Raw genomic sequence first — 23,292 nt, forward strand, 5'->3', positions numbered from 1 at the left:
CGGGCATTACGGTGGGACACGAAGACCTCCGTGCGGTGCAGTCCTAGACAGCTCCACCACACCGGAGGTCTTCGCCATGATCAAGCACCGGCGAGTGTCAACAACGCTCGTGATCAATACACCTAGGCACCACTCGAGAGTAGGTCCAGACCGGCCACCGCGTCCGGGTTTTCCCCACTTCCACCCCGCGCGGGGGAGGAACGGGGCCGCCGGGGTGACTCGGTCCGCGAAAACCCGTTCATGACCACCCCGGACGAGCTGGTAGTGTTCTACCCGTCGCCGCGAGCAACACCGACCGCGACCGACACGCCCCCGTAGCTCAGGGGATAGAGCAACGGCCTCCGGAGCCGTGTGCGCAGGTTCGAATCCTGCCGGGGGCACACTGTGCAAGTGTGCCAAGACCTCACCAGCAGCAGCGATGCTGAGGGTGGGGTCTTTTGTCGTGCGTCATCCAGGAGAAGTCGAAGTCGTCGAGGTGGCGCGGTCGCCGCGGCGCCTGTCCGGGTGGGCTGGGGTCACAGCGCGAAGGAAGCGGCGACGGGCAGGTGGTCGCTGCCGGTGGCCGGGAGGGTCCATGAGCGGGTCGCGGGGAGGTGTCGGGACAGGATGTGGTCGATGCGGACGGCGGGGAACGCGGCCGGCCAACTGAAGCCGAAGCCGTCGCCCGCCGCGTCCTGTGCGGAGCGGAGTCCGGAGGTGACGGACGTCAACGCCCTGTCGTCGACACTGCCGTTGAGGTCACCGACGAGGACGGTCCGGGCCAGGGGCTCGGTGCGCAGAGCGTGGGCCAGGCGGTCGGCGGCCTCGTTTCGGCGTTCGGTGGTGAAGCCCCGGCTCGGGTGCACCCTCACCGAGGCGAGGTGCGCCACGTACACCGCGACCGGGCCCTTTGGGGTGTGCAGCGTGGTGCGCAGTGCGCGGGGCCACGGCATGATCGGCACGGCCCGGGTGTCGCTGATCGGGACCTTGCTCCACACGCCGACCGTGCCCATGACCGCGTGGTGCGGGTAGGCGGCGGCGAGGGCGCGCTCGTAGTGGGGTGTCGCGGGCGGTGACAGTTCTTCCAGCGCGATCACGTCGGCTCCGGCCTCGGCGAGGCGGCGGGCGGTGCCCGCCGGGTCGGGGTTCGCGCTGTCGACGTTGTGCGAGACCAGGGTCAGATCGCCCCCTCCGCGTTGCTTGTCGAGGAGTGCGTGGCCGTGCAGGGACAGCCAGACCAGGGCGGGCAGGGTCACGGCCGTCACGGCGGCGGCGGAGCGTCGGGCCAGCGCGAACAGCAGCAGGACGGGCACGGCCACCCCGGTCCAGGGCAGCAGGGTCTGGGCCAGGCTGCCGAGGTTGCCGAACCGGTTGGGCAGGTGAGGAAGTAGGAGCATCCCCAGGGCCACGGCGACGGCGAGGGCGGCGACGACACGGCCCCGCCGCCAGGACAGTGGCAGCCACCGGCGCAGCACGACCCGCAGGGGGCCGGGGCGGGGAGGCGGGTCCGTCGGCGCCGACCTCCGCGGGAGGGTCCGGATCATCGCCCGGCCGCCTCGGCCGTCCGGGCTTCCAGGGCGCGCGGCAGCTTCTCGCGCAGCGCGGAGATCAGTGCGGCACTGGCGTCGCGCGCCGCCGGGCCCGCCTCCGGCGGACCGGTGCCGGCACGCTGATGGAGCACGGCCCCGAGGACCAGCCGCTTCGCGCCGTGCACCGTCACGGTCGTCGCCCAGACGAGGTTGCCGCCCGCCGCTGTGGTGGTGCCCGTCTTCACGCCGATGACGCCGTCGCGGCCGAGCAGGGTGTTGGTGTTGGCGATGGTCCCGCTGCCGGGGACGGTCGCACGCCGCTCGGCGACGATCGAGCGGAACGCCTCGTCCTTCATCGCCTCCCCGGCGAGTGTCAGCTGGTCCCGGGCGGTGCTCCTGGTGGTGGCCTCGACACCGCTCGCGCCGGTGTACGTGGTGTCGTCCATACCGAGTTCCCGCGCGGCGCGGTTCATCTTCGCCACGAACGCCTCCTGGCTGCCCGCGTCCCAGCGGGCCAGGAAGCGGGCGATGTTGTTGGCCGAGGGCAGCAGCATCAGTTCCAGCAACTGCCGCTGGGAGAGCTTCTGTCCCTGCCACACGTACGCGGTCGTCTCCGAGCCGGACCCCGACTCGGCGGCGGCGGTGGCGTCGATCTCGATGGTGGGCCCGGGCTCCGTAGCGCTCAGCGGATGCTCCTGGAGCAGGACGTACGCGGTCATCACCTTGGTGAGACTGGCGATCGGCACGGGTTCGTGGCCGCCGTGGGCGCCGAGGCTGCCCAGGCCCTCGACCCACACCGCCGACTGGCCTTCTTCGGGCCAGGGCAGGGACAGTGCGGTCGGCGCGGGGCCGGTGGGGCGGGTGCCGGCCGCCTCGTGGCGGTCCGCGCCGTCGCCGAACGCCCCGCAGGAGGCGATCACCAGCAGCAGCGCGGCCCCCACGGTCACCCCCTGCAGCACACGGTTGCGCGCCGCCGCCCCGCCGCGGCCGGCCGGTGCCCGGGGGCTCGCGCCGGGTTCGGTCCGGTCGGTCCGGTCGGTTCGGTCGGTTCGGTCGGTTCGGTCGGTCCGGCGACGGCCGTCGAGGCCGGGTACGTGGTCGCGCCACGCCATGCGGGCACCTCCGGGAGAAAGCGGACGATCATGTCCGTGCCATCGTCCGGTCGGGAGGTGTCGGGACCGCCGCCGTCACGCATCCACTGCCGCGTGATCCTGTATGCCTTGCGGCGCGGCCGCGTATCAGCCGTGTATCGACTCAGCCCTCTGACGGCGGTTCGTCCTGCGCGGGCAGGCGCAGGGTGGCGACGGCTCCGCCGCCCGGGCGGTTCGCCAGGATCAGCTCCGCGCCGGTCACCTGGGCCTGCCCGGTCGCGATGGTGAGCCCGAGCCCGTGTCCGCGCCCGCGCTCCGTCGCCGCCGTGCGGAACCGCTGGGGGCCGTCGGCCAGCAGCTCCTCGGGAAAGCCCGGCCCGTGGTCCCGTACGACGACGGTCAGGCCGTCGACGGTGACCTCGACCGGGGGGCTCCCGTGCCGGTACGCGTTGACCACCAGGTTGGCCAGGATCCGGTCCAGCCGCCGCGGGTCCGTCACGGCGACCACCGGCGCGCCGGTCACCGACACACGCGCCTCGAGCCCCGTGCGCCGCACGGCGTCCTCGACGAACGGCGCCAGCGGCACCGGGGCCCGTCGGGCCTCTTCGGTGCCGGCGTCGAGACGGGAGATCTCCAGCAGCTCCTCCACCAGCGTCCGCAGAGCCCGCACCCGGTCCGTCACGAGGTCGGCGGCCTCGCCGGGCGGCAGCAGCTCGGCCGAGGTCACCAGGCCCGTCAGGGGTGTACGCAGCTCGTGGGCCACGTCCGCGGTGAACCGCTGCTCGGTCTGAAGCCGCCGCTGCAGCGCGGCGGCCATGGTGTCCACCGTGGTGGCGATCTCGGCGATCTCGTCCGAGCCCCGGCCGCCGGAGCCGACGCGGGCGTCGAGGTCGCCGTCGGCCACCCGCCGCGCGGTACGGGTCACCCGGCGCAGACGCCGGTTGGAGCTCTCCGTGGCGAGCACGGACAGCGGCACGACGACGACGAGGGCGGTCAGGCCGGCCTCCACCATGTCACGGTCCAGCGCGCCCAGTCGGCGCACGTCGCTGCCCATCTCCACCTGTACCGCCAGCACCTGACCGTCCACGGCCGTCGCGGCGTGCATCCATTCCTGGCCGGGACGGTGGTCGTCGTACCAGATGGCCCGGTCCCCGGCGCGCAGCTGCTGCCGCGCCTCCTCGGGTACCTCGGCCGGCGGGATGATGTCGTAGGTGTCCGGGCCCGGCACTTCCCCGCGGGCCATGCCGGTGAGAGCCTCGTCGAGTGCCTGCTCGGCCCGCCCCTTGCCCAGGCCCAGCGAATGCTCCCAGGTGGCGCGGTGGACCAGGACCCCGACGGCCACCGCGACCGTGCAGCAGGCCACCGTCACCAGAGCGGCGACCTTCCACCGAAGGGACCGCAGCGGTGCGCGGACGCGCGCGCGGGCCACGTCGGGGGCCATGTCAGCGCCGCAGCTTGTAGCCGAAGCCGCGGACCGTCTCGATCCGCCCGGCGCCGATCTTCTTGCGCAGCCGCTGCACACACAGGTCGACCACGCGGGAGTCGCCGTCCCACCCGTAGTCCCAGACGTCCCGCAGCAGGCGCTGCCGGTCGAGCACGGTGCCCGGGCGTTCGGCGAAGGCGAGCAGCAGCCGCAGTTCGGTCGGGGTGAGGGCGACGGGTTCGCCGCCCCGGCGCACCTCCAGGGCCTGCGTGTCGAGTGTGACATCGCCGAAGGACAGCACGGCCGTGCCGTCCGCCGGCCCGGTGCGCGCGTACGGGGTCGGGGGGGCTCCGGCATCCGCTGCGGGGGAGTACGCGGCCCGGCGCAGCAGGGTCCGGATCCTCGCCACCAGGACGGCGGTGTCCACGGGCTTGACGACGTAGTCGTCCGCGCCTGCTTCCAGACCCGACACCACGGCGGGGGAGTCACCACGGGCGGACATCATCAGGATCGGCACCTGGCTCTCCTCGCGGATCCGGCGGCACAGGCCGATGCCGTCCAGATGCGGCAGCATCACGTCGAGGATCAGCAGGTCGAGCCGCTCCCGCTGGAACACCTCCAGGCCGGTGAGCCCGTCCCCGGCGACGGACACGGTGTAGCCGTAGCGCTCCAGTGCCAGCTGGAGCGACCTCCGGATCGCCGGGTCGTCCTCGACCAGCAAAAGCGCAACCACAAATGAGCCTTTCACCACACCACAGCGACACTTCCGGGCAAGATTCGGCACTGAACAGAGCGAAATCGTAGCTCGCCGATCAATGCCGGGAAGTGGTCACGTGAGGGGGCGGCTGGTGCGGGGTGGGGCAGCCGCCCCGGCACGGTATGACGGCACCTCTCCTGCATCTCCTCCCACGGTGCGCACCGACTTGTGATCGGCATCGCTCGGGAGCGGCCCGAGAATGACACCGCTTCGTCGGTTGCCTCGGGGCCGGCCGGGCATTCCCCTCCGGCCGGCCCCCGGGATCCCCCGGTCGCGTCACTCGGCCAGGGACAGGACCGTCCTCACCACCTGGCGCAGCACCGACTCCGGGTCCGGGGCGGAGCCCGGTGAACGCCAGGCGACGAAGCCGTCGGGGCGGATCAGGACCGCGCCGTCCCGCGCCACTCCGTGGGCCTTCGCCCAGTCGGTGGCGTCGTCCTCGGGGGTCAGGTCGGCCTGCGGAGTTCCGCCGACGCGGTACGACTTCAGGGGAACGCGCAGGTCGGCAGCCAGGTGCGTCGCCGCCTCGTGCCAGCCGGCGGGCTGTGCGGCGTCGCTGAGCAGGACCAGGGAGTCCTCGTAGAGGTCCAGCGTGGAGACGCGGGCGTCGGTGTCGCTACGGCGGAGCCAGAGGTGGGGGGCCCTGCTGCCGGGGGCGCCGGTGAGGTCGAGGCTCTCCGGGACCACGGGCGTTCCCGGGTCGGCGCCGACTACCGCGCCCTGGGGGTAGCGGTAGCCGAGGGCGACGTTGAGGATGCCGCGCTGCGGGCCGCCGCCGGGGCCGCCCGAAGGGGCACCACCCGGACGACCGCCGGGACCGCCCGTAGTGCCACCACCCGGACCACCCGAGGGAGCACCCCCCGGACCACCCGCAGGGACACCCATGGGAGCACCCGCAAGACCGCCACCAGGAGCACCGCCAGGACCACCCGCGGGAGCACCGACACGGCCACCGTCAGAACCGCCCGCAAAGCCGCCACCAGGACCGCCCGTAGGGCCACCCCCGGGACCACCGTTCGGTGCGTCGACCGGGCCGGCGCCGCCCGTCATCGGCGGCGGGGCGAAGCCCGGGTGGCTGTGCTCCACCGAGCGGGCCGCGGCTCGGGCGCTGGTGGCCTCCGCGACCGGGCGGCGTTCGGCGTCGTAGGTGTCCAGGAGGCCGTCGCCCGCCCAGCCCTCCAGAACCGCGGCCAGCTTCCAGGCGAGGTTGTGGGCGTCCTGGATACCGGTGTTGGAGCCGAAGGCACCGGTGGGGGACATCTCGTGGGCCGAGTCGCCGGCGAGCAGGACGCGGCCGGAGCGGTAGCTGCGGGCGACGCGCTGGGCGGCGTGCCAGGGGGCCTTGCCGGTGATCTCCATGTCGAGGTCCGGGTCGCCGATGGCGCGGCGGATGTGGGCGGCGCAGCGCTCGTCGGTGAAGTCCTCGACAGTTTCGCCCCGTTCGGGGTGCCAGGGGGCGTGGAAGACCCAGTTCTCGCGGTTGTCCACGGGGAGCAGGGCGCCGTCGGCGTCCTCACTGGTCAGGTAGCAGACGATGAAGCGGCGGTCGCCCACGACGTCGGCGAGGCGGCGGGAGCGGAAGGTGATGCTGATGTTGTGGAAGAGGTCGCCGGGGCCGCTCTGCCCGATGCCGAGCTGCTCGCGGACGGGGCTGCGGGGGCCGTCGGCGGCCACCAGGTAGTCCGCGCGGATCGTGGTGTGCTCGCCGGTCTCCCGGCTCTTCGCGATCGCGGTGACGCCCTCCGCGTCGGTCTCGAACGAGAGCAGCTCCGTGCCGAAGCGCAGGTCGCCGCCGAGGTCGGTGGCGTGGGCCAGGAGTTCCGGCTCCAGGTCGTTCTGGCTGCACAGGCACCATGAGCTGGGGCTGAAGCGGGCCAGTCCGTTGCCCGGGTCGATCTGCCGGAACAGCCACTCCCCCGCGTCGCCGACCAGCGTGGGCGTCTGCAGGATGCCGTGGTTGCCGGCCAGCGTGGCGGCGGCCCTGCGGATGTCCGGCTCGGTGCCGGCCACCCGGAAGATCTCCATCGTGCGGACGTTGTTGCCGCGACCGCGCGGGTGGATGGAGGTGCCGGCATGGCGCTCCACCAGGGTGTGCCGGACGCCCAGCCGGCCCAGGAACACCGAGGTCGACAGTCCGACCAGGGAACCTCCGACGATCAGTACCGGAACGCGGTGGACCGCCGGTTCCGATCGATCGGCTCTTGCGTTCATCGCTCGTCCTCCATTGTTTCGTCCTGTGCTGTTCGGTTCTGCGCTGTTCGGTACTGCAGCTGTTCAGTTCCGCGGCTGTTCAGTTCCGCTGCTGTTCAGTTCCGCGGCTGTTCAGTTCCGCGGCTGTTCAGTTCCGCGGCTGTTCGGACCTACGGCCCTCTCGCCCTACGGCCCTCTCGTCCTACCGCTGTTCGCCGTCGCGGCCGTCTCGTCCCCGGACCGTTCCGCCGTCGCGGCGTCTCGTCCCACGACTGGTTCGCCGTGCGGCCGTCCCGTCCCGCGGCCCGCGTGACAGATGTGCGCCGGGGCTTTCATGCATGCCCCATGCGTCCCGATGAGGCCCGCGGCGGCGCAGGCTTCACCCGCTTAACCCGCCTGGTTCGCGGTCCCCGCGGGCACGGCCCACGATCGTGCTTACGCGACCGCCGCAACCCGCCGACCACGGCGCGCGCCGCGGCGATCGCTGCCCAGTCCGCGAGGAAGTTCCCCGAGAAGAGGTGGGCCGGATGACGGTCTCTCCCGTCGTAGCGACGGATACCGTGTCGGCGGATGCCCTGTCCACGGACGCCATGACGGCGTCGGCCGCGGTGGCGGCGGGCGCGGGTGGCGTCTCGATATCCGCGTTCGACGGATCTCGCGTGCGGGTCGTCCTGATGCTCGACATCCATGACGGAATGCAGCAGGAGTTCCTGGACGCCTACGAGCGCATCCGCGACCGGGTCGCCGCCGTGCCGGGACACGTCAGCGACCAACTGTGCCAGTCCCTGGAGAACCCGACCCAGTGGCTCCTCACCAGCGAGTGGGAGAGCGCGGCACCCTTCCTGGCCTGGGTGAACAGCGACGAGCACCTGGACACCGTCGAGCCGTTGCAGGACTGCGTCCGCGACACCCGCTCCCTGCGCTACAGCGTCCTGCGGGAGACGACCGGGGAACAGGCCCCGGCCGACCGGCTGTTGCGGTCCGCTCCCCGGATCGGGAGCAACGTCGTCCGGCACGCCCTGACCTTCACCGTGCGGCCCGGGAGCGAGGACAAGGTCGCCCGGCTGCTGTCCGAGTACGAGTCGCCCGAGGCCCACGTCGACGACTCCACCCGGCTGCTGCGCACCTCGCTCTTCCTGCACGGCAACCGGGTCGTACGGGCCGTGGAGGTACGGGGCGACCTGCAGGCCGCGCTGCGTCACGTAGCCCGGCAGCCCGGGGTGCGGGCCGTCGAGGAGGCGCTCAACCCGTATCTGGAGCAGGACCGGGACCTTCGGGATCCCCGGTCGGCCCGGCGGTTCTTCACCCGGGCCGCCATGCCGGCCGTCCACCACGTGGGGTCCGTCGACGCCTCGGGCCCGCGCCCGCGGCGAGTCGCGCTGTTCTACCCCGTCCGGACCGGCGCCGGTCCGGAACTGGCCCGGCTGCTGGCCCGCCAGGACGCGGCCGCCGCGCACGCCCCGGACAGCCCGGTCCTCGGCGCCACCGTCTTCCACCGGGACGACCTCGTCGTACGGCTCGTGGACGTGGCGGGTGACCCGGACGACGCGCCCGCGTTCGTCCTGGGCCTGCACGGGCCGGCCGGCGCCGGTGACGCCTCCGGAGCCACCGGGACCGGCGGCGTCGCCCGGGCCGAGCGGCTGCTGGACACCGCCGCCGTCGGTGTCGACGGGCCCCTGTCGGACGCCCGGGCGCTGTCCGCGCTGCTCGCGCGGGCGCGTATGACGCCCCTGACCGACCGGCGCTCCAGCGGCTCCTGAACCGCGCGTCCCGACCGCACGGCCGGGCCTGGCCCAACGGCGCGCCCGCCGGGCCGCGTGGCCCCTCCACCTCTTCCCATCGCCTTTCGTCACCCCGGAGTGAACGACATGACAGACCAGCAGGTACGCATCGTCTCCCTCGGCGACATCGCGCCGAACCGCCGCCGCGGCGGAGACCTCCGCGCCCTCCTCACGCCCACCACAGCCGGGTCGACCAGCGGCTTCATGGGCGTGGCCATCGTGCAGCCCGGCGACCGCATCGCCGAGCACTACCACCCGTACTCCGAGGAGTTCGTGTACGTCACCGACGGCGCGCTCGAGGTGGACCTGAACGGTGCGCCGCACTCGCTCTCCGTCGGGCAGGGTCTGCTGATCCCGCAGGACATGCGCCACCGGTTCCGCAACGTGGGTGACGTCGAGGCGCGTCTCGTCTTCCACCTGGGGCCGCTGGCCCCGCGTCCGGAACTCGGCCACGTCGACACGGAGGACGCGGCGGGCAACGCCCTGCCGACCGACCGGGACCGCGCGCAGGACGGACGTCCCGCCGCCGCGGCCGAGGCGGTGTCATGACCCGGCGTCGGGTCGCCGTCACGGGCATAGGCGTCGTCGCCCCGGGCGGGATCGGCGTGCCCCAGTTCTGGAGCCTGCTGTCCGACGGCCGTACGGCGACGCGCCGCATCTCCCTCTTCGACCCGGCCGGGCTGCGTTCGCAGATCGCCGCCGAGTGCGACTTCGAACCGTCCGAGCACGGGCTGGACCTCGCCACGGTCCAGCGGTGCGACCGGTACGTGCAGTTCGCGCTCGTCGCCGCCGCCGAGGCGGTGCGGGACGCGCACCTCGACCTGGCGCGGGAGGACCCCTGGCGGGCCGGCGCCACGCTGGGCACCGCGGTCGGCGGCACGACCCGGCTGGAGCACGACTACGTCCTGGTCAGCGAGCGCGGCCAACGGTGGGACGTCGACGACCGCAGGGCCGAGCCGCACCTGGAGCGGGCGTTCACCCCGGCGACGCTGTCGTCGGCCGTGGCCGAGGAGTTCGGCGTCCACGGTCCCGTGCAGACGGTGTCCACCGGGTGCACGTCCGGTCTGGACGCGGTGGGGTACGCCTATCACGCCGTCGCCGAGGGACGCGTCGACGTGTGCCTGGCGGGCGCGGCGGACTCCCCGATCTCGCCGATCACCATGGCCTGCTTCGACGCCATCAAGGCGACCTCGCCGAACAACGACGACCCCGCCCACGCCTCCCGCCCCTTCGACGCCGAACGCAACGGTTTCGTCATGGGCGAGGGTGCCGCGGTCCTCGTCCTGGAGGACCTGGAGCACGCCCGGGCCCGTGGCGCGGACGTGTACTGCGAGATCTCCGGCTACGCGACCTTCGGCAACGCCTACCACATGACCGGGCTCACCAAGGAGGGCCTGGAGATGGCGCGGGCCATCGACACGGCGCTCGGCATGGCCCGCCTGGACGGCTCCGCCATCGACTACGTCAACGCGCACGGCTCCGGCACCGTGCAGAACGACCGGCACGAGACCGCGGCCGTCAAGCGCTCGCTGGGCGAGCACGCCTACGCGACGCCGATGAGCTCGATCAAGTCCATGGTGGGCCACTCTCTCGGCGCGATCGGCTCGATCGAACTGGCCGCGTGCGTGCTGGCGATGGCCCACCAGGTGGTGCCGCCCACGGCCAACTACACGACCCCCGACCCCGAGTGCGACCTGGACTACGTGCCGCGCGAGGCACGGGAGCGGACGCTGCGGCACGTGCTGTCGGTGGGCAGCGGCTTCGGTGGCTTCCAGTCCGCGGTCGTACTCAGCGGCTGCGAAGGAGGGCTGCGATGAGCGGACCACAACGGACCGGGCGCCGAGGCCAGGACGAGAACAGGCGCGCGGTCGTCACCGGGCTCGGCGTGGTGTCCCCGCACGGCGTCGGGGCCGAGGCGTTCTGGAAGGCGGTCGCGGACGGCACCAGCAGCCTCGGGCCCGTCACCCGGGAGGGCTGCGAGCACCTGCCGTTGCGGGTCGCGGGTGAGGTGCGCGGCTTCGACGCCACCGAGACGGTCGAGGACCGCTACCTCGTCCAGACCGACCGGTTCACCCACTTCGCGCTGACCGCCACCCATCTGGCGCTGGACGACGCCCGGTTGGGTCGCGCCGACGTCGAGTCGCCGTACTCGGTCGGGGTCGTCACCGCCGCGGGGTCGGGCGGTGGCGAGTTCGGGCAGCGCGAGCTGCAGAACCTGTGGGGTCAGGGGTCGCGCTACGTCGGCCCCTACCAGTCGATCGCCTGGTTCTACGCGGCCAGCACCGGCCAGATCTCCATCCGCAACGCCTTCAAGGGCCCGTGCGGTGTGGTGGCCGCCGACGAGGCGGGCGGTCTGGACGCCCTGGCGCACGCGGCCCTGACGGTGCGGGGCGGCACCGACACGGTGATCTGCGGCGCGACGGAGGCGCCGTTGGCCCCGTACTCGATCGTCTGCCAGCTGGGCTACCCCGAGCTGAGCCGCGCCACCCAACCCGACCTCGCCTACCGCCCGTTCACCGCCGCGGCCTGCGGGTACGCGCCGGCCGAGGGCGGTGCCGTGCTCGTGGTGGAGGAGGAGGGGGCGGCCCGGGCCCGGGGGGCCGAGGTGCGGGCGACGGTGGCCGGGCACGCGGCGACCTTCACCGGCCCCGCCCGCTGGGCGCGGTCCCGGACCGGCCTGGCCCGTGCCATCGAGGGCGCGCTGGCCGAGGCGGGCTGCCGGCCCGAGGAGGTGGACGTGGTGTTCGCGGACGCCCTCGGTGTTCCGGAGGCCGACCGGGCCGAGGCGCTGGCGCTGGCCGACGCGCTCGGCCCGCACGCGCGGCGGGTGCCGGTCACCGCGCCCAAGACCGGGACCGGGCGGGCGTACTGCGCGGCCCCGGTGCTGGACGTGGCGACCGCGGTGCTCGCCATGGAGCACGGGCTGATCCCGCCCACCCCGCACGTGTTCGACGTGTGCCACGACCTGGACGTGGTGGTCGGCCGGGCGCGCCCCGCCGAGCCGCGCACGGCACTGGTCCTCGGCCGCGGGCTCATGGGCTCCAACTCGGCGCTCGTCCTGCGCCGGGGCGCCGTGCCGTGGGAGGACCGATGAGTGACGACCGGCGGGCGACGACGGCCCGTGGTCCGTGACGACGACCGACCAGACCAACGCCATCCCCGAGTGAGCGCCGCAACCGGGCGAGCGCGGACCGAGTGAAGGAGCACCTCACATGACCGACCAACTGAGCTACCAGGTGACCGTCGAGGAGCTGGCGGCGCTGATGAAGCGCACCGCCGGCGTGCACGTCGACCCGGTCGCCCTCCAGCAGCAGGCCGACGACGTCTTCGACACGTTCGGCCTGGACTCCCTCGGCCTGCTGGGCATCGTGGCCGAGCTGGAGAAGCGGTACGCGCTGGGCCTGCCGGAGCAGGCCGAACGCTGCAAGACGCCCGCCGATTTCCTCGCGCTGGTCAACGGCGCCCTGAAGACGGGAGTGTGACATGGCAGGCCACACCGACAACGAGATCACCATCGCCGCTCCGATGGAGCTGGTCTGGGACATGACCAACGACATCGAGAACTGGCCCCGGCTGTTCAGCGAGTACGCCTCCGTGGACGTCCTCGAACGCGACGGCGACCGGGTCAGGTTCCGGCTCACCATGCACCCGGACGAGCAGGACCGGGTGTGGAGCTGGGTGTCCGAGCGCGTCGCCGACCCGGCGACCCGTACCGTGCGCGCCCACCGGGTCGAGACCGGTCCCTTCCAGTACATGAACATCGTCTGGGAGTACGCCGAGACCGCCGGGGGCACGCGGATGCGCTGGATCCAGGACTTCGCGATGAAGCCGGAGGCGCCCGTCGACGACGCGGGGATGACCGACAACATCAACCGCAACTCGCGTACCCAGATGGAACTGATCCGGGACCGGATCGAGCAGGCCGCAGGCGAGCGGCGGCCCGCCGCGGTGCTCGCCGACTGACACCGACGAGCCGACCGGCACCGACCGACCAATCGACCGGCACCGACCAACCGAACCGACACCGACCAGCCGACCGGCACCGATACGAAGGGCACCTCCCCATGCACCACACTCTGATCGTCGCCCGGATGGCCCCCGGCGCGGCACCGGACATCGCGAAGGTGTTCGCCGAGTCCGACAGCGGCGAGCTGCCCCACCTGGTGGGCGTCAACCGGCGCAGTCTCTTCGAGTTCGGTGACGGCGTGTACCTGCACCTCATCGAGAGCGACGAGGACCCGGCGCCCACCATCGGCGCACTGACCGGGCACCCGGAGTTCCGCCGGGTCAGCGAGCGGCTCGAACCGTACGTCTCGGCGTACGACCCGGCGACCTGGCGCGGTCCCAAGGACGCGATGGCACGCTGCTTCTACCGCTGGGAGCGGACCGCCGCCGGCTGACGGGCCGTTGCCGCCCGCACCGCGTCGGGGTCGCCCGGGTTCTGCCGGGCGACCCCGACGCACGTGTGCGCGCACGACCGGCCGGCGGATCTCTCGCGGACCTTCCGGACCGCCGAAGGGTTGTACCGTGGATCCGAACGTGCGTGTGAGAAGGGCCACTTGATGTCCTGCGATGGTTTCGCACGTCCTTCCGCTTTGATCTTGGGGGCGCAAAAGCAGGCAGAAGCGCACCGTGTGCGCCCCGCAGACCGGCAGAGAGGACGCAACGTCGTGGGCCGATCCACCGCCCGCCAGCCCCGCCGAGGAACCAGGTCGGACGGTGACGGGCGGGTGTCCCGCGCCCGCAGACGGCGGCGCCGCAGAACCGCCCGCGTGACCCTGGCCGGCCTGGCCTTCGGTGCCGTACTGGTCACCGCGGGCGCCGCCGTCGCGTACTGGCGGGAGACCCGGCCCCCCGTGACGGACGACCAGGCGGCCGACGTCGCCGACGCCCTCGACGCCGCCGATGGCACGGCCGGCCCCGACCCGTCGGCCGGGACGCCGTCCGGGACGTCGTCCGGGTCGGCGAGCCCCTCCGCCTCGCCGTCCGCCAAGGCCTCCCCGTCCCCTTCGCCCTCCCCCTCCGTCATCGACATCCCGGCGACCGGCCCCGGCACCTTCGTGACCGCCGAGGCCGACGGCACGACCGTGGGCACCGGCGGCCGCGTACGCCGTTACAAGGTCCTGGTCGAGGAGGGCCTCGACGTCCGGGCGAGCGCCGCGGCGGCCGAGATATCCGACGTGCTCGCCGACCGCCGCGGCTGGACCAGGGACGGGACCAACTCGTTCCGGCTGGTCAGTTCGGGCTCGTACGACTTCGTGGTGAAGATCGCCACGCCGGGCACCGTCGACAAGATCTGCGGCGCCGCGGGTCTGCTCACCCGGGGCGAGGTGAACTGCGCGGTCGGCACGGACGTCGTGGTGAACCTCAAGCGCTGGGTGCTGGGCTCCCCGCAGTTCGACGGACCGATCGGCGAGTACCGGGCGCTGATCATCAACCACGAGGTCGGCCACCGCATCGGCCACGGCCACGAGACCTGCCCCGGCCCCGGACTGCCCGCCCCGGCGATGATGCAGCAGATCAAGGGCCTCAAGGGGTGCGTCGCCAACGCCTGGCCCTACGACCGCGACGGCGACTACCTGGGCGGGCCCTCGGTCTCCTGAGCGACCCGGCGGGGCATTCGGCGGACGCTTCCCGGGACAGCCGGCGTGACGAGGGGTGATGATCGGCCCATGACCACCACACCGCGCTTCGACCCCCGCGCCCTGCTGGCGCAGAGCCGGCTCGGCGTGCTCGCGACGATCAAGTCGGACGGCCGCCCGCAGCTCTCCCCCGTCATGCCGGCCTACGACCCGGAGGCCGACGTCATCCGCATCTCGACCCGCGACGGGCTCGCCAAGACGGCGAACCTGCGCCGGGACCCGCGGGCCACCCTGCAGGTGACCGCCCCGGACGGCAGGTCCTGGGCCACCGCCGAGGGCGTCGCGACCCTCACCGGGCCCGGCACCGACCCGCAGGGACCGGAGGTCGAGGCGCTGGTGGAGTACTACCGCGCCGCCGCCGGAGAGCACCCGGACTGGGACGAGTACCGGATGACGATGGTGTCCGACCGCCGGGTGCTGCTCACCATGACGGTCGAGCGCGTGTACGGGGCCGACATCGGCTGACCCCGACTTCCGTGCCGGACCGGTGAGGGATCCGGCCTCGGTCTCCGTACCTCCCGGCGTACGCGTACTCGTCCCTCGCGTCTCCGCTGGAGGCACCATGTGCCTGTCCCGCCCCGGCCCCCTCGGCCGTGCTCCGTCCGGACAAGGCCGACGGCGACCAGGACCGCGTCCCGATGACCCCGGCCCCGCACGCGACGGACGTCGGCTGTCGCACGTCGCACATCGGACGCCAGGCGCCAGGCGTCGCGGGCCGCGACGGCGCGGCGCCTCCGCGGGCGCCGGGCCGGTCGTTCTCCGGGTGCGGCCCCGGCACCGCACCCGCCCACCGTCACCGCGCCCGGCCGGGAGGTGTCAGGCGCTGCGCTTGCGGGAGGCCGTCTTCTTCGCGGTGCTCTTGCCGGCGGCGCTCTTGTCCGTCGCCTTCTTGGCGGTGCTCTTCGCGGTGCTCCCGGCCGCGGCCTTCTTGCCGGACTGACCGGACCGGGCCGACTTGGCCGTCGACTTCTTCGCCGAGGCGGTCGAGGCCGTCGCCTTCTTCGCGGCCGGCTTCTTGGCCGCCGTCGACGTCGACTTCTTGCCGCCGGCCTCCTTGGGTGTGGCGCGGGAGGACGTCTTGCGCTGCGGGAGGCTCCTGACCTCGGCCTCCTCACCCACCGCGCCCCCTTCCTCACCCCGGGACTCCCGTGCCGCCCGCACGCTGTTCTCCAGCGCGGCCATCAGGTCCAGCACCTTGCCGGGCGTCGCCGGCTCGGGGGTCTCGGGAGGGGCCTCGCCCGACGCCTTCGCGGCGACGACCTCCTCCAGGGCCTCGCGGTACTCGTCGTGCAGGTCGTCCAGCTCGATCTCGCCGAGCGTGTCCATCAGGGCGTCGGCGAGGTCCAGCTCCTGGTCGCGGACGGTGACGCCGGTGTCCGGGGCGACCCCCTCGGGGGCGCGCACCTCGTCCGGCCAGAGCAGGCTGTGCATCGCGATGGCGTCGCCGACGACCCGGAGCATGCCGAGGCGCTCACGGCCGCGCAGCGCGAACTTCGCGATGGCCACCCGGTTGCTGCGCTTGAGCGCCTCGCGCAGCAGCGTGTACGGCTTGGCGGCCGGGGCGCCGCTCGCCGCGAGATAGTACGCGGAGCCCATCTGGAGCGGGTCGATGCGCTCTTCGGGCACGAAGGCCACGATCTCGATCGTCCGCGCCGTCGGGATCGGCAGGTGGGACAGGTCCTCGTCGGTGATGGGGATCATCGAGCCGTCGGCGTCCTCGTACGCCTTGCCGATCTCGCCCTGGGTGACCTCGCGGTCCTCGAGTTCGCAGACCTTGCGGTAGCGGATCCGGCCGCCGTCCTCCGTGTGGATCTGACGGAAGGAGATCGAGTGGCTCTCGGTCGCGTTCACCAGCTTGATCGGGATGCTGACCAGGCCGAACGAGATGGCGCCGTTCCAGATGGATCTCACGTGCAGCACCTTTCCGATCGCTTGCCACACCGGGCAGCTTGTCCGAATTCCGTGAGATTCTCATGGTATGGCGCCTATCACTGAGGTGGAGGGGCGGCGAGTGGCCCTCAGCAACCTGGACAAGGTGCTGTATCCCGCGACCGGCCTCACCAAGGGCGAGCTGCTGCACTACTACGCGACGATCGCCGGGGTGCTGCTGCCGCACCTGCGGGACCGTCCGGTGTCCTTCCTGCGGTATCCGGACGGGCCGGACGGCGAGGTGTTCTTCACCAAGAACGTGCCGCCGGGTACGCCCGACTGGGTCACCACGGCCGAGGTGCCCCGCTCGGAGGGACCGGCCCGGATGGTGCTGGTGCAGGACCTGGCCAGCCTGATGTGGGCGGCGAACCTGGTGACCGAGTTCCACACGCACCAGTGGGTCGCGGACGATCCCGGTGAGGCCGACCGGCTGGTGTTCGACCTCGACCCCGGGCCGCCCGCGACGGTGGTGCACTGCTGCGAGGTCGCGCTGTGGCTGCGCGAGCGGCTGGCGGCGGACGGGATCGAGGCGTACGCCAAGACGTCCGGGGCCAAGGGGCTGCACCTGCTGGCAGGCGTGCGGGGGTCGTCCTCGGAGCGGGTGTCGGAGTACGCGAAGGCGCTGGCCGTGGAGGCGGAGCGGGCCCTGCCGCGGCTCGTGGTGCACCGGATGACGCGCAGCCTGCGGCCGGGGAAGGTGTTCGTGGACTGGAGCCAGAACGCCGCCCGCAAGACCACGGCCGCTCCCTACACGATGCGGGCCCGCCCCGAGCCGGCGGTCTCCACGCCGGTGACGTGGGAGGAGGTGGCCGCGTGCCGGCGCGCCGAGCAGCTCGTCTTCCGGGCGGGGGACGTCGGCCCGCGGGTGCGGGACCACGGCGATCTGCTGGCGCCGCTGTTCGAGCGGCGGCGGGCGGGCACCCTGCCCTGACCCGCTCCCCTCAGACCCGCGCCCCTCAGACGCGCACTCCTCAGACGCGCGTCCAGGTGGACCGGTCCCTGGCGATGGCGTGCAGGGCCTCCACGTCCGCCGGTTTCCTTCCCGCCGTCCGGGAGGCAGACGTACAGCCGTTCCTGACCGTGCCGCCAGGTCGGTACGACGCGCAGTCCGTTCATGGCCCATCACCCCCGACCATGGGAACAGGCGGGGTGCTGCGGGGGCAAGAACCCGGCTACCTTGGGGAGGAGTTGGGCAGGCCCTCGGGCGGGACAGGGGAGGCGCCGTTGCGTACCCGTGGGAAGGGATCCGACGTACCCGCTCCCGGCCGGCCGTGGGACGAGGTCGTGCCGGGGCTGTGGATGGGCGGGCACGAGTTCCGGCGGCAGGCCGGGCAGCTGGAGTTCGCCGTGGTGCGGGACGAGTTCGACGTGGTGCAGACCCTGCTGCGGCTGCCCGGACACGGGCCGGACGCCGGTGTCGAGCACCATGTGTGGCCGATCCCCGACGGTCCGCTCGACGGGACGCAGCTCGCGGGGGTGATCCGGCTGGCGCGGGCCGCCGGTGAGGCGCTCGACGAAGGGCGCAGGGTCCTCGTCCGCTGCTATCACGGATACAACCGCTCCGGCCTCGTCGTGGCCCACACGCTGATGCGCCGGGGCGCCGACGCCGAGGAGGCGATCCGGCTGATCCGGGCCCGGCGCTCGCCGTGGGCGCTGCACAACGAGCTGTTCGTGGAGTACCTGCGGGCCGGCCTGGCCACCGCGCAGCTGCTGGAGGAGCTGACCGAGTAGCCCGGCACGCCTCCCCGCGCGCAGAATGGCCTTCCGTACGAAGACGCGTACGATGCCGCCCTCAGCCGTGCGGGCCACCGACGCCGATCACCGACCCCAGGAGTGCAGTGCTCCCGAGCCGCCGTGGGCGCCGCGCCCGCGTCCCCGCCGCCCTCGCGCTCGTCCTGGCGACCGCGGCGGCCGGGGCGCTGACCGCGTGCGGTGACGCGGGCGGGCTGCGGGGAGCGGGTGCGACCCCGGCCGCGCAGAGTCCGGCCCGGCTCTGGCCCGACCTGACGCCGGCGTCGAGTCCGGCCTATGACATCGGGGAAGTGGAGCACGCCGTCGTCCAGGGCGTCGCCGTGCCCGGCGGTGACATCCGCCGGGCGGACCCGGTGGCCGCGGTCCGGGCCGAGATCACCGCGCACCCGGACGACTACGAGGGTGCCGGGGCGCAGTACCACGAGACGGCGGACCGGATGGCCGACTGCGGCACACAGGGTGGGCGGAGCCGGTGCCCGGTGCTCCACCCGTACTACCGCGACCTGACGGGCGACGGGCGCCCCGAGATGACACTGGGCTTCCGGCTGCTGCCCCAGAAACTGACCGCCGTGCGCGTCTACACCGTCGAGAAGGACCGGCTCGTGCGGGTCATGTCCTACGACGACGCCGTCAGCGCGGTCGAGCTGGCGGGGCGGACGGTGATCGTCCGGTCGCCCTCGGAGGTCGCCGGTTACGAGTACCGCCTCCAGTGGACCTGGGACCCCGACCAGCGGGCCATGCTCCTCACGAGGGACGAGATGCTGCGCACGGACGGCGGTGGCAAGCCCCGGAAGCGCCCGTCGGCGTCTCCCTCGGCGTCCGCGCGGCCCTCGGCGACCGCGTCCTCCTCGGCGACCGCCCGATGAGGCTCGCCCTTCCCCGGTGGGCCGGCCCGCTCGCGGTGCGGGCGGCCGTCTTCATCACCGTGATGTGCTGCGCGCTCGCCGCGCTGCTCGGCGTCCTGGTGCACGTCTCGGTGACCAACCAGACCGTGGGCCAGGCCCGCGAGGTCGCCCTGGTCCGGCTGCGGGAGGCGACGGCGGCGTACGAGGCCGGGGACCCGCTGCGGCGGGGTGCCGGCGTCGACCCCCCGGGCCTGCCCCGGCGGCTGCGGGAGCTGGCCGTCTCGGGGCGGCGCGGCACGATGCTCGCCGAGCACGACGGGCGCCCCACGATGTGGGCGGCGGGTCCCGCCGCCGGCGGCCGGGCGCTCGCCGTTCAGGTCGACCACTCCCAGGGCGAGCGCACCATCGAGGGCCTCGACGGCGCGATCGTGTGGTCCTCGGCCCTGGCGATCGGGGCGACACTGCTGGTGGGCGCGTTCGCCGTGACACGGGTGACGCGCCGGCTGCACACCACGGCGCGCGTGGCGCGTCGGATCACCGCGGGCGACCTGGACGCGCGGGTCGACGACCCCCGGGCGCAGGACCCGACGCGCCCGCAGGACGAGGTGGCCTCGGTGGCCGCCGCGCTGGACTCCATGGCTGCGTCGCTGCAGGGCAAGCTGCTCGCCGAGCAGCGGTTCACCGCGGACGTGGCGCACGAACTGCGCACCCCGCTGACCGGTCTGCACGCGGCGGCCGAGCTGCTGCCGCCGGGCCGCCCGACCGAGCTGGTCCGGGACCGGGTGGCCGCCCTGCGCACGCTCACCGAGGACCTGCTGGAGATCTCCCGGCTGGACACCGGGCGGGAGCGGCTCGAGGTGGACGCGGAGGCGCTGGGCGCGGTGGCCGCGCGGGTGGTGCGCGGTTCCGGCACCGACACGCGCGTGGACGTCGTACGGGACGCGTGGGTGGATACCGACCGGCGGCGGCTGGAGCGGGTGCTCGGCAACCTGGTCGCGAACGCGCACCGGCACGGGCGGGCGCCGGTGGTGCTGACCGTGGACGGACGGGTGATCACCGTACGGGACCACGGGGACGGCTATCCCGGGTACGTCCTCGCGCACGGGCCGCAGCGGTTCCGCACCGAGGGCGGGTCGAAGGGGCACGGGCTCGGGCTGACGATCGCGCTGGGGCAGGCGGAGGTGCTCGGGGCACGGCTGGAGTTCGCGAATCCGCCGGACGGCGGGGCGCTGGCCACGCTGACGCTGCCTCAGCAGCCCTGAGTGGCCCGGAGCGGCCCTGAGTGGCCCGGAGCGCGGCTCGCTCCCCGATGGCGCAGTGCGACGGGCGAGGCCCCCGCACCGCCCCTAATGTGGCGATCAGTCACGTTGGGCCGCCTCGGCGCCTGAATTTCCCGGGAGGTATCCCATGTCGCCGCTGAACCGGATTCCAGCAGCGTCGTGGGCAACCCCTCCGGCGGGGACGCCGGCCGCGGCGCGGGCCTACTCGCACACCACACCATTTAGGTAAGTTCCGGACATGACCAAGGCCGGAACCGGAACCGGAATCACCGTGACACAGGCGGACACGCCCGCTCCCGTCGCGCGTCTGGCCCGGCGCCGTGGCATCGAACTCGCGCTCATCGTCATGGCCGTGCTGCTGTCGGTGTTCGGCTACTGCAACGTCGGCCTCGCCCAGCACGGCACCCTCCCGCCCGGCGCCGCCGGCTACGGCGCCGGGCTCGGCGTGCTCGCGCTTTTGGCCCACCTGGCCGTGCGGCTGCGCGCCCCCTGGGCGGACCCGCTCCTGCTGCCCATCGGCGTGCTGCTCAACGGCCTCGGCCTGGTGCTGATCTACCGGCTCGACCTGGAGACGCCGGGCGACCGGGCGGCCCCCACCCAGCTGGTGTGGTCGACGCTGGGCGTCGCGCTGTTCATCGTCGTCGTCCTGCTCCTGCGCGACCACCGGGTGCTCCAGCGCTACGCCTACGTCTGCGTCGCCGCCGCGCTCGTCCTGCTCACCGTGCCGGTCCTGTTCCCGGCCGTCAACGGCGCCCGCATCTGGATCCGGATCGAGGGCTTCTCCATCCAGCCCGGCGAGTTCGCGAAGGTGCTCCTCGCGGTGTTCTTCGCCGCGTACCTGGCCGCCAACCGCAGCGCGCTGGCGTACGCGGGGCGCCGGGTGTGGCGGCTCCAGCTGCCGACCGGCCGGGTCCTCGGCCCGATCGTCGCCGTGTGGCTGGTCAGCGTCGGCGTCCTGGTCCTGGAGCGCGACCTCGGCACCTCGATGCTGTTCTTCGGCCTCTTCGTCGTCCTGCTCTACGTCGCCACCGGCCGCACCGGCTGGATCGCGGTGGGCCTGCTGCTGGCCTCGCTGGGCGCGGTCGCCGTGGGCTGGCTGGAGCCGCACGTGCACGGCAGGGTGGAGGACTGGCTGCACCCGTTCGCGTCGATCGAGGCCGGTCAGGGACCCAACCAGCTGGCCCAGTCGCTGTTCGCCTTCGCGGCGGGCGGGGTGACCGGCACGGGACTCGGCCTCGGGCACTCCGCCCTGATCGGATTCGCCCTCAAGTCCGACTTCATCCTCGCGACGGCCGGGGAGGAGCTGGGCTTCCTCGGCCTGACCGCGGTCTTCCTGCTGTACGCGCTGCTGGTGGAGCGCGGCTACCGGGCGGGCCTCGCCGCCCGCGACCCCTTCGGCCGGCTGCTCGCGGTCGGCCTCTCCTCGATCGTGGCGCTCCAGGTGTTCGTCATCGCGGGCGGGGTGACCGGGCTGATCCCGCTGACCGGCATGGCGATGCCGTTCCTGGCCCAGGGCGGCTCCTCGGTCGTCACCAACTGGGCGATCGTCGCCCTGCTGATCCGGGTCAGCCACGCCGCCCGCAGCCAGGCCGACGAGCAGGTGGCGGCGTGAGGGCCGGGAGGCTCCGGTGACCCGGCACATCCGGCACGCCGCCGCCTTCTGCGCCCTGCTGCTGGTCGCGCTGGTGGTGAACGCCGCCCGGGTGCAGGTCGTCCAGGCCCCCGAGTACGACGACAACCCGGCCAACCGCCGCCCGGACATCGCCCGGTACCAGCAGCCGCGCGGCGACATCGTGGTCGGCGACGAGCCCGTCACCGGCTCCCGGGACACCGGCGAGCACCTGCGCTACGAGCGTACGTACGCCAACGGGCCGCTGTACGCGCCGATCACCGGCTTCGCCTCGCAGGCGTACGGGACGACCCTGCTGGAGCACGCCGAGGACGGCCTCCTGTCGGGCGCCGACCCGATGCTCGCGCCGCTGCCGCTCTGGAACGACGTGACGGGCACCCACAACGCGGGCGGCGACGTGGTGACGACGATCAACGGGGCCGCGCAGCGGGCGGCGTTCGAAGCGCTCGGCCGGCGCACGGGGGCGGTGGCCGCGATCGAGCCGTCCACCGGCCGGATCCTGGCGCTGGTGTCCACCCCGTCGTACGACCCCCAGTCGCTGTCGGGGAACGACACGGCGGCCACCCGGACCTGGAACCGGCTGAACGGCGACCCGGACAAGCCGATGCTCAACCGGGCCGTGCACCGGACCTACCCGCCGGGCTCGACCTTCAAGGTGGTCACCGCGGCGGCGGCACTGGACGCGGGCGTGGTCCGGGACCTCGACGCGCCGATCCGCGCCCCCGACCCGTACACCCTGCCCGGCACGCGGACCAGGCTGACGAACGAGTCCGACGGGTGCCGGGACGCCACGCTGCGGGAGGCGTTCGAGCGGTCCTGCAACACGGTGTTCGCCAAGCTCGGAGTGGACGTGGGCGTGACCGGCATGGCGGCCACGGCGAAGGCCTTCGGCTTCAACGACGCCGGGCTGCGGATCCCCTTCTCCGTCGCGCGGAGCACCTTCGACACCTCGGTGGACCGGGCGCAGCTCGGGCTGTCCTCGATCGGGCAGTACAACACGCGGGCGACGCCGCTCCAGATGGCGATGGTGGCGGCGTCCGTGGCCAACGGCGGCCAGGTGCGCTCGCCGTACCTGGTGGAGCGGACCCTCAGGGCGGGCGGCAGCCTCGTGGCGACGGCCGGGTCACAGCCCTCCCGGGAGGTGATGCGGCCCTCCACGGCGGCGCGGCTGAAGGAGCTGATGACCGGTGTCGTGGAGAACGGCACCGGCGCGAACGCCGCCGTCCGCGGCGCCACCGTCGGCGGCAAGACCGGCACCGCCCAGCACGGCGTCGGCAACTCGGGCACGCCGTACGCCTGGTTCGTCTCCTGGGCGCAGGCCGACCAGGACCTGGAGCCGAAGGTCGCGGTCGCGGTGGTCGTGGAGGGCACGGCGGCGGACCGCGAGGGCGTGAGCGGGAGCGGGCTGGCGGCGCCGATCGCACGGGCGGTGATGGAGGCGGTGCTCACTGGGTGAGACGGGGG

The 23,292-nt window shown here is 73.5% G+C and carries 21 protein-coding genes and 1 tRNA gene; 16 read left to right on the forward strand and 6 right to left on the reverse strand.

Features of this window, described 5'->3' with window-relative positions:
• Nucleotides 1–308: 308 nt before the first annotated feature.
• Nucleotides 309–380: transfer RNA gene (locus RM812_RS15385), tRNA-Arg, on the forward strand.
• Between the two features lie 135 nt (nt 381–515).
• Here the strand turns inward: RM812_RS15385 and RM812_RS15390 are convergent.
• The 5 genes from RM812_RS15390 to RM812_RS15410 form a co-directional block, all read right to left on the reverse strand.
• On the reverse strand, nt 516–1,523 hold the full coding sequence (locus tag RM812_RS15390; protein WP_311573108.1) for an endonuclease/exonuclease/phosphatase family protein: 1,008 nt from the start codon (nt 1,521–1,523) through the stop codon (nt 516–518).
• Nucleotides 1,520–2,620 (reverse strand): D-alanyl-D-alanine carboxypeptidase family protein, encoded by a 1,101-nt coding sequence (locus RM812_RS15395; RefSeq protein WP_311573109.1) that lies wholly within the window; start codon nt 2,618–2,620, stop codon nt 1,520–1,522. The genes RM812_RS15390 and RM812_RS15395 overlap by 4 nt, the downstream gene beginning before the upstream one ends.
• Nucleotides 2,621–2,762: 142 nt before the next feature.
• On the reverse strand, nt 2,763–4,040 hold the full coding sequence (locus RM812_RS15400) for a sensor histidine kinase (RefSeq protein WP_311573110.1): 1,278 nt from the start codon (nt 4,038–4,040) through the stop codon (nt 2,763–2,765).
• A 1-nt stretch (nt 4,041) separates the two neighbouring features.
• Nucleotides 4,042–4,755: a two-component system response regulator CseB gene (cseB, locus tag RM812_RS15405; RefSeq protein ID WP_311573111.1), complete on the reverse strand. Its 714-nt coding sequence runs from the start codon at nt 4,753–4,755 to the stop codon at nt 4,042–4,044.
• 300 nt (nt 4,756–5,055) lie between these two features.
• Nucleotides 5,056–6,990, reverse strand: a complete 1,935-nt coding sequence (locus RM812_RS15410) for an FAD-dependent oxidoreductase (RefSeq protein ID WP_311573112.1) — start codon at nt 6,988–6,990, stop codon at nt 5,056–5,058.
• Between the two features lie 506 nt (nt 6,991–7,496).
• Between RM812_RS15410 and RM812_RS15415 the strand changes: the two genes are divergently transcribed.
• The 9 genes from RM812_RS15415 to RM812_RS15455 all read left to right on the forward strand — a co-directional run bounded on the left by RM812_RS15415 (nt 7,497) and on the right by RM812_RS15455 (nt 14,857).
• Nucleotides 7,497–8,729: a SchA/CurD-like domain-containing protein gene (locus tag RM812_RS15415; protein ID WP_311573113.1), complete on the forward strand. Its 1,233-nt coding sequence runs from the start codon at nt 7,497–7,499 to the stop codon at nt 8,727–8,729.
• Between the two features lie 108 nt (nt 8,730–8,837).
• A complete protein-coding gene (locus RM812_RS15420) occupies nt 8,838–9,299 on the forward strand; it encodes a cupin domain-containing protein (protein ID WP_311573114.1) in 462 nt (153 codons plus the stop codon).
• Nucleotides 9,296–10,567 carry a beta-ketoacyl-[acyl-carrier-protein] synthase family protein gene (locus RM812_RS15425; protein WP_311573115.1) on the forward strand — a complete coding sequence of 424 codons (1,272 nt, stop codon included), beginning with the start codon at nt 9,296–9,298 and terminating at the stop codon, nt 10,565–10,567. The genes RM812_RS15420 and RM812_RS15425 overlap by 4 nt, the downstream gene beginning before the upstream one ends.
• On the forward strand, nt 10,564–11,844 hold the full coding sequence (locus tag RM812_RS15430) for a ketosynthase chain-length factor (protein ID WP_311573116.1): 1,281 nt from the start codon (nt 10,564–10,566) through the stop codon (nt 11,842–11,844). Before RM812_RS15425 ends, RM812_RS15430 begins: the two co-directional genes overlap by 4 nt.
• 118 nt (nt 11,845–11,962) lie before the next feature.
• Nucleotides 11,963–12,232, forward strand: a complete 270-nt coding sequence (locus tag RM812_RS15435; RefSeq protein WP_311573117.1) for an acyl carrier protein — start codon at nt 11,963–11,965, stop codon at nt 12,230–12,232.
• Between the two features lies 1 nt (nt 12,233).
• Nucleotides 12,234–12,713, forward strand: coding sequence for an SRPBCC family protein (locus RM812_RS15440; RefSeq protein WP_311573118.1), 480 nt, complete (start codon nt 12,234–12,236; stop codon nt 12,711–12,713).
• 101 nt (nt 12,714–12,814) lie between these two features.
• Nucleotides 12,815–13,150, forward strand: a complete 336-nt coding sequence (locus tag RM812_RS15445) for a TcmI family type II polyketide cyclase (protein ID WP_311573119.1) — start codon at nt 12,815–12,817, stop codon at nt 13,148–13,150.
• Between the two features lie 270 nt (nt 13,151–13,420).
• Nucleotides 13,421–14,353 (forward strand): DUF3152 domain-containing protein, encoded by a 933-nt coding sequence (locus tag RM812_RS15450; RefSeq protein WP_311573120.1) that lies wholly within the window; start codon nt 13,421–13,423, stop codon nt 14,351–14,353.
• A gap of 69 nt (nt 14,354–14,422) precedes the next feature.
• On the forward strand, nt 14,423–14,857 hold the full coding sequence (locus tag RM812_RS15455; protein ID WP_311573121.1) for a PPOX class F420-dependent oxidoreductase: 435 nt from the start codon (nt 14,423–14,425) through the stop codon (nt 14,855–14,857).
• A 351-nt stretch (nt 14,858–15,208) separates the two neighbouring features.
• Here the strand turns inward: RM812_RS15455 and ku are convergent, their stop codons facing one another.
• Nucleotides 15,209–16,303 (reverse strand): non-homologous end joining protein Ku, encoded by a 1,095-nt coding sequence (gene ku / locus RM812_RS15460; protein ID WP_311573122.1) that lies wholly within the window; start codon nt 16,301–16,303, stop codon nt 15,209–15,211.
• Nucleotides 16,304–16,370: 67 nt separating this feature from the next.
• Here ku and ligD point away from each other — a divergent pair, with 67 nt between their 5' ends.
• The 6 genes from ligD to RM812_RS15490 all read left to right on the forward strand — a co-directional run bounded on the left by ligD (nt 16,371) and on the right by RM812_RS15490 (nt 23,284).
• A complete protein-coding gene (gene ligD / locus RM812_RS15465) occupies nt 16,371–17,252 on the forward strand; it encodes a non-homologous end-joining DNA ligase (protein WP_311573123.1) in 882 nt (293 codons plus the stop codon).
• 293 nt (nt 17,253–17,545) lie between these two features.
• Nucleotides 17,546–18,052, forward strand: coding sequence for a protein-tyrosine phosphatase family protein (locus RM812_RS15470; protein ID WP_311573124.1), 507 nt, complete (start codon nt 17,546–17,548; stop codon nt 18,050–18,052).
• Between the two features lie 107 nt (nt 18,053–18,159).
• Nucleotides 18,160–18,939: a hypothetical protein gene (locus RM812_RS15475; protein ID WP_311573125.1), complete on the forward strand. Its 780-nt coding sequence runs from the start codon at nt 18,160–18,162 to the stop codon at nt 18,937–18,939.
• Nucleotides 18,936–20,180, forward strand: a complete 1,245-nt coding sequence (locus RM812_RS15480) for an ATP-binding protein (protein ID WP_311573126.1) — start codon at nt 18,936–18,938, stop codon at nt 20,178–20,180. Before RM812_RS15475 ends, RM812_RS15480 begins: the two co-directional genes overlap by 4 nt.
• Before the next feature lie 256 nt (nt 20,181–20,436).
• On the forward strand, nt 20,437–21,810 hold the full coding sequence (locus tag RM812_RS15485) for an FtsW/RodA/SpoVE family cell cycle protein (protein ID WP_311573127.1): 1,374 nt from the start codon (nt 20,437–20,439) through the stop codon (nt 21,808–21,810).
• A gap of 16 nt (nt 21,811–21,826) precedes the next feature.
• Complete coding sequence (locus RM812_RS15490) at nt 21,827–23,284, forward strand: peptidoglycan D,D-transpeptidase FtsI family protein (protein ID WP_311573128.1); 1,458 nt, start codon at nt 21,827–21,829, stop codon at nt 23,282–23,284.
• The last annotated feature ends 8 nt before the right edge of the window (nt 23,285–23,292 follow it).

Origin of the sequence: Streptomyces lancefieldiae, from assembly GCF_031845825.1 — a bacterium.
Taxonomy (GTDB): Bacteria; Actinomycetota; Actinomycetes; order Streptomycetales; family Streptomycetaceae; genus Streptomyces; species Streptomyces lancefieldiae.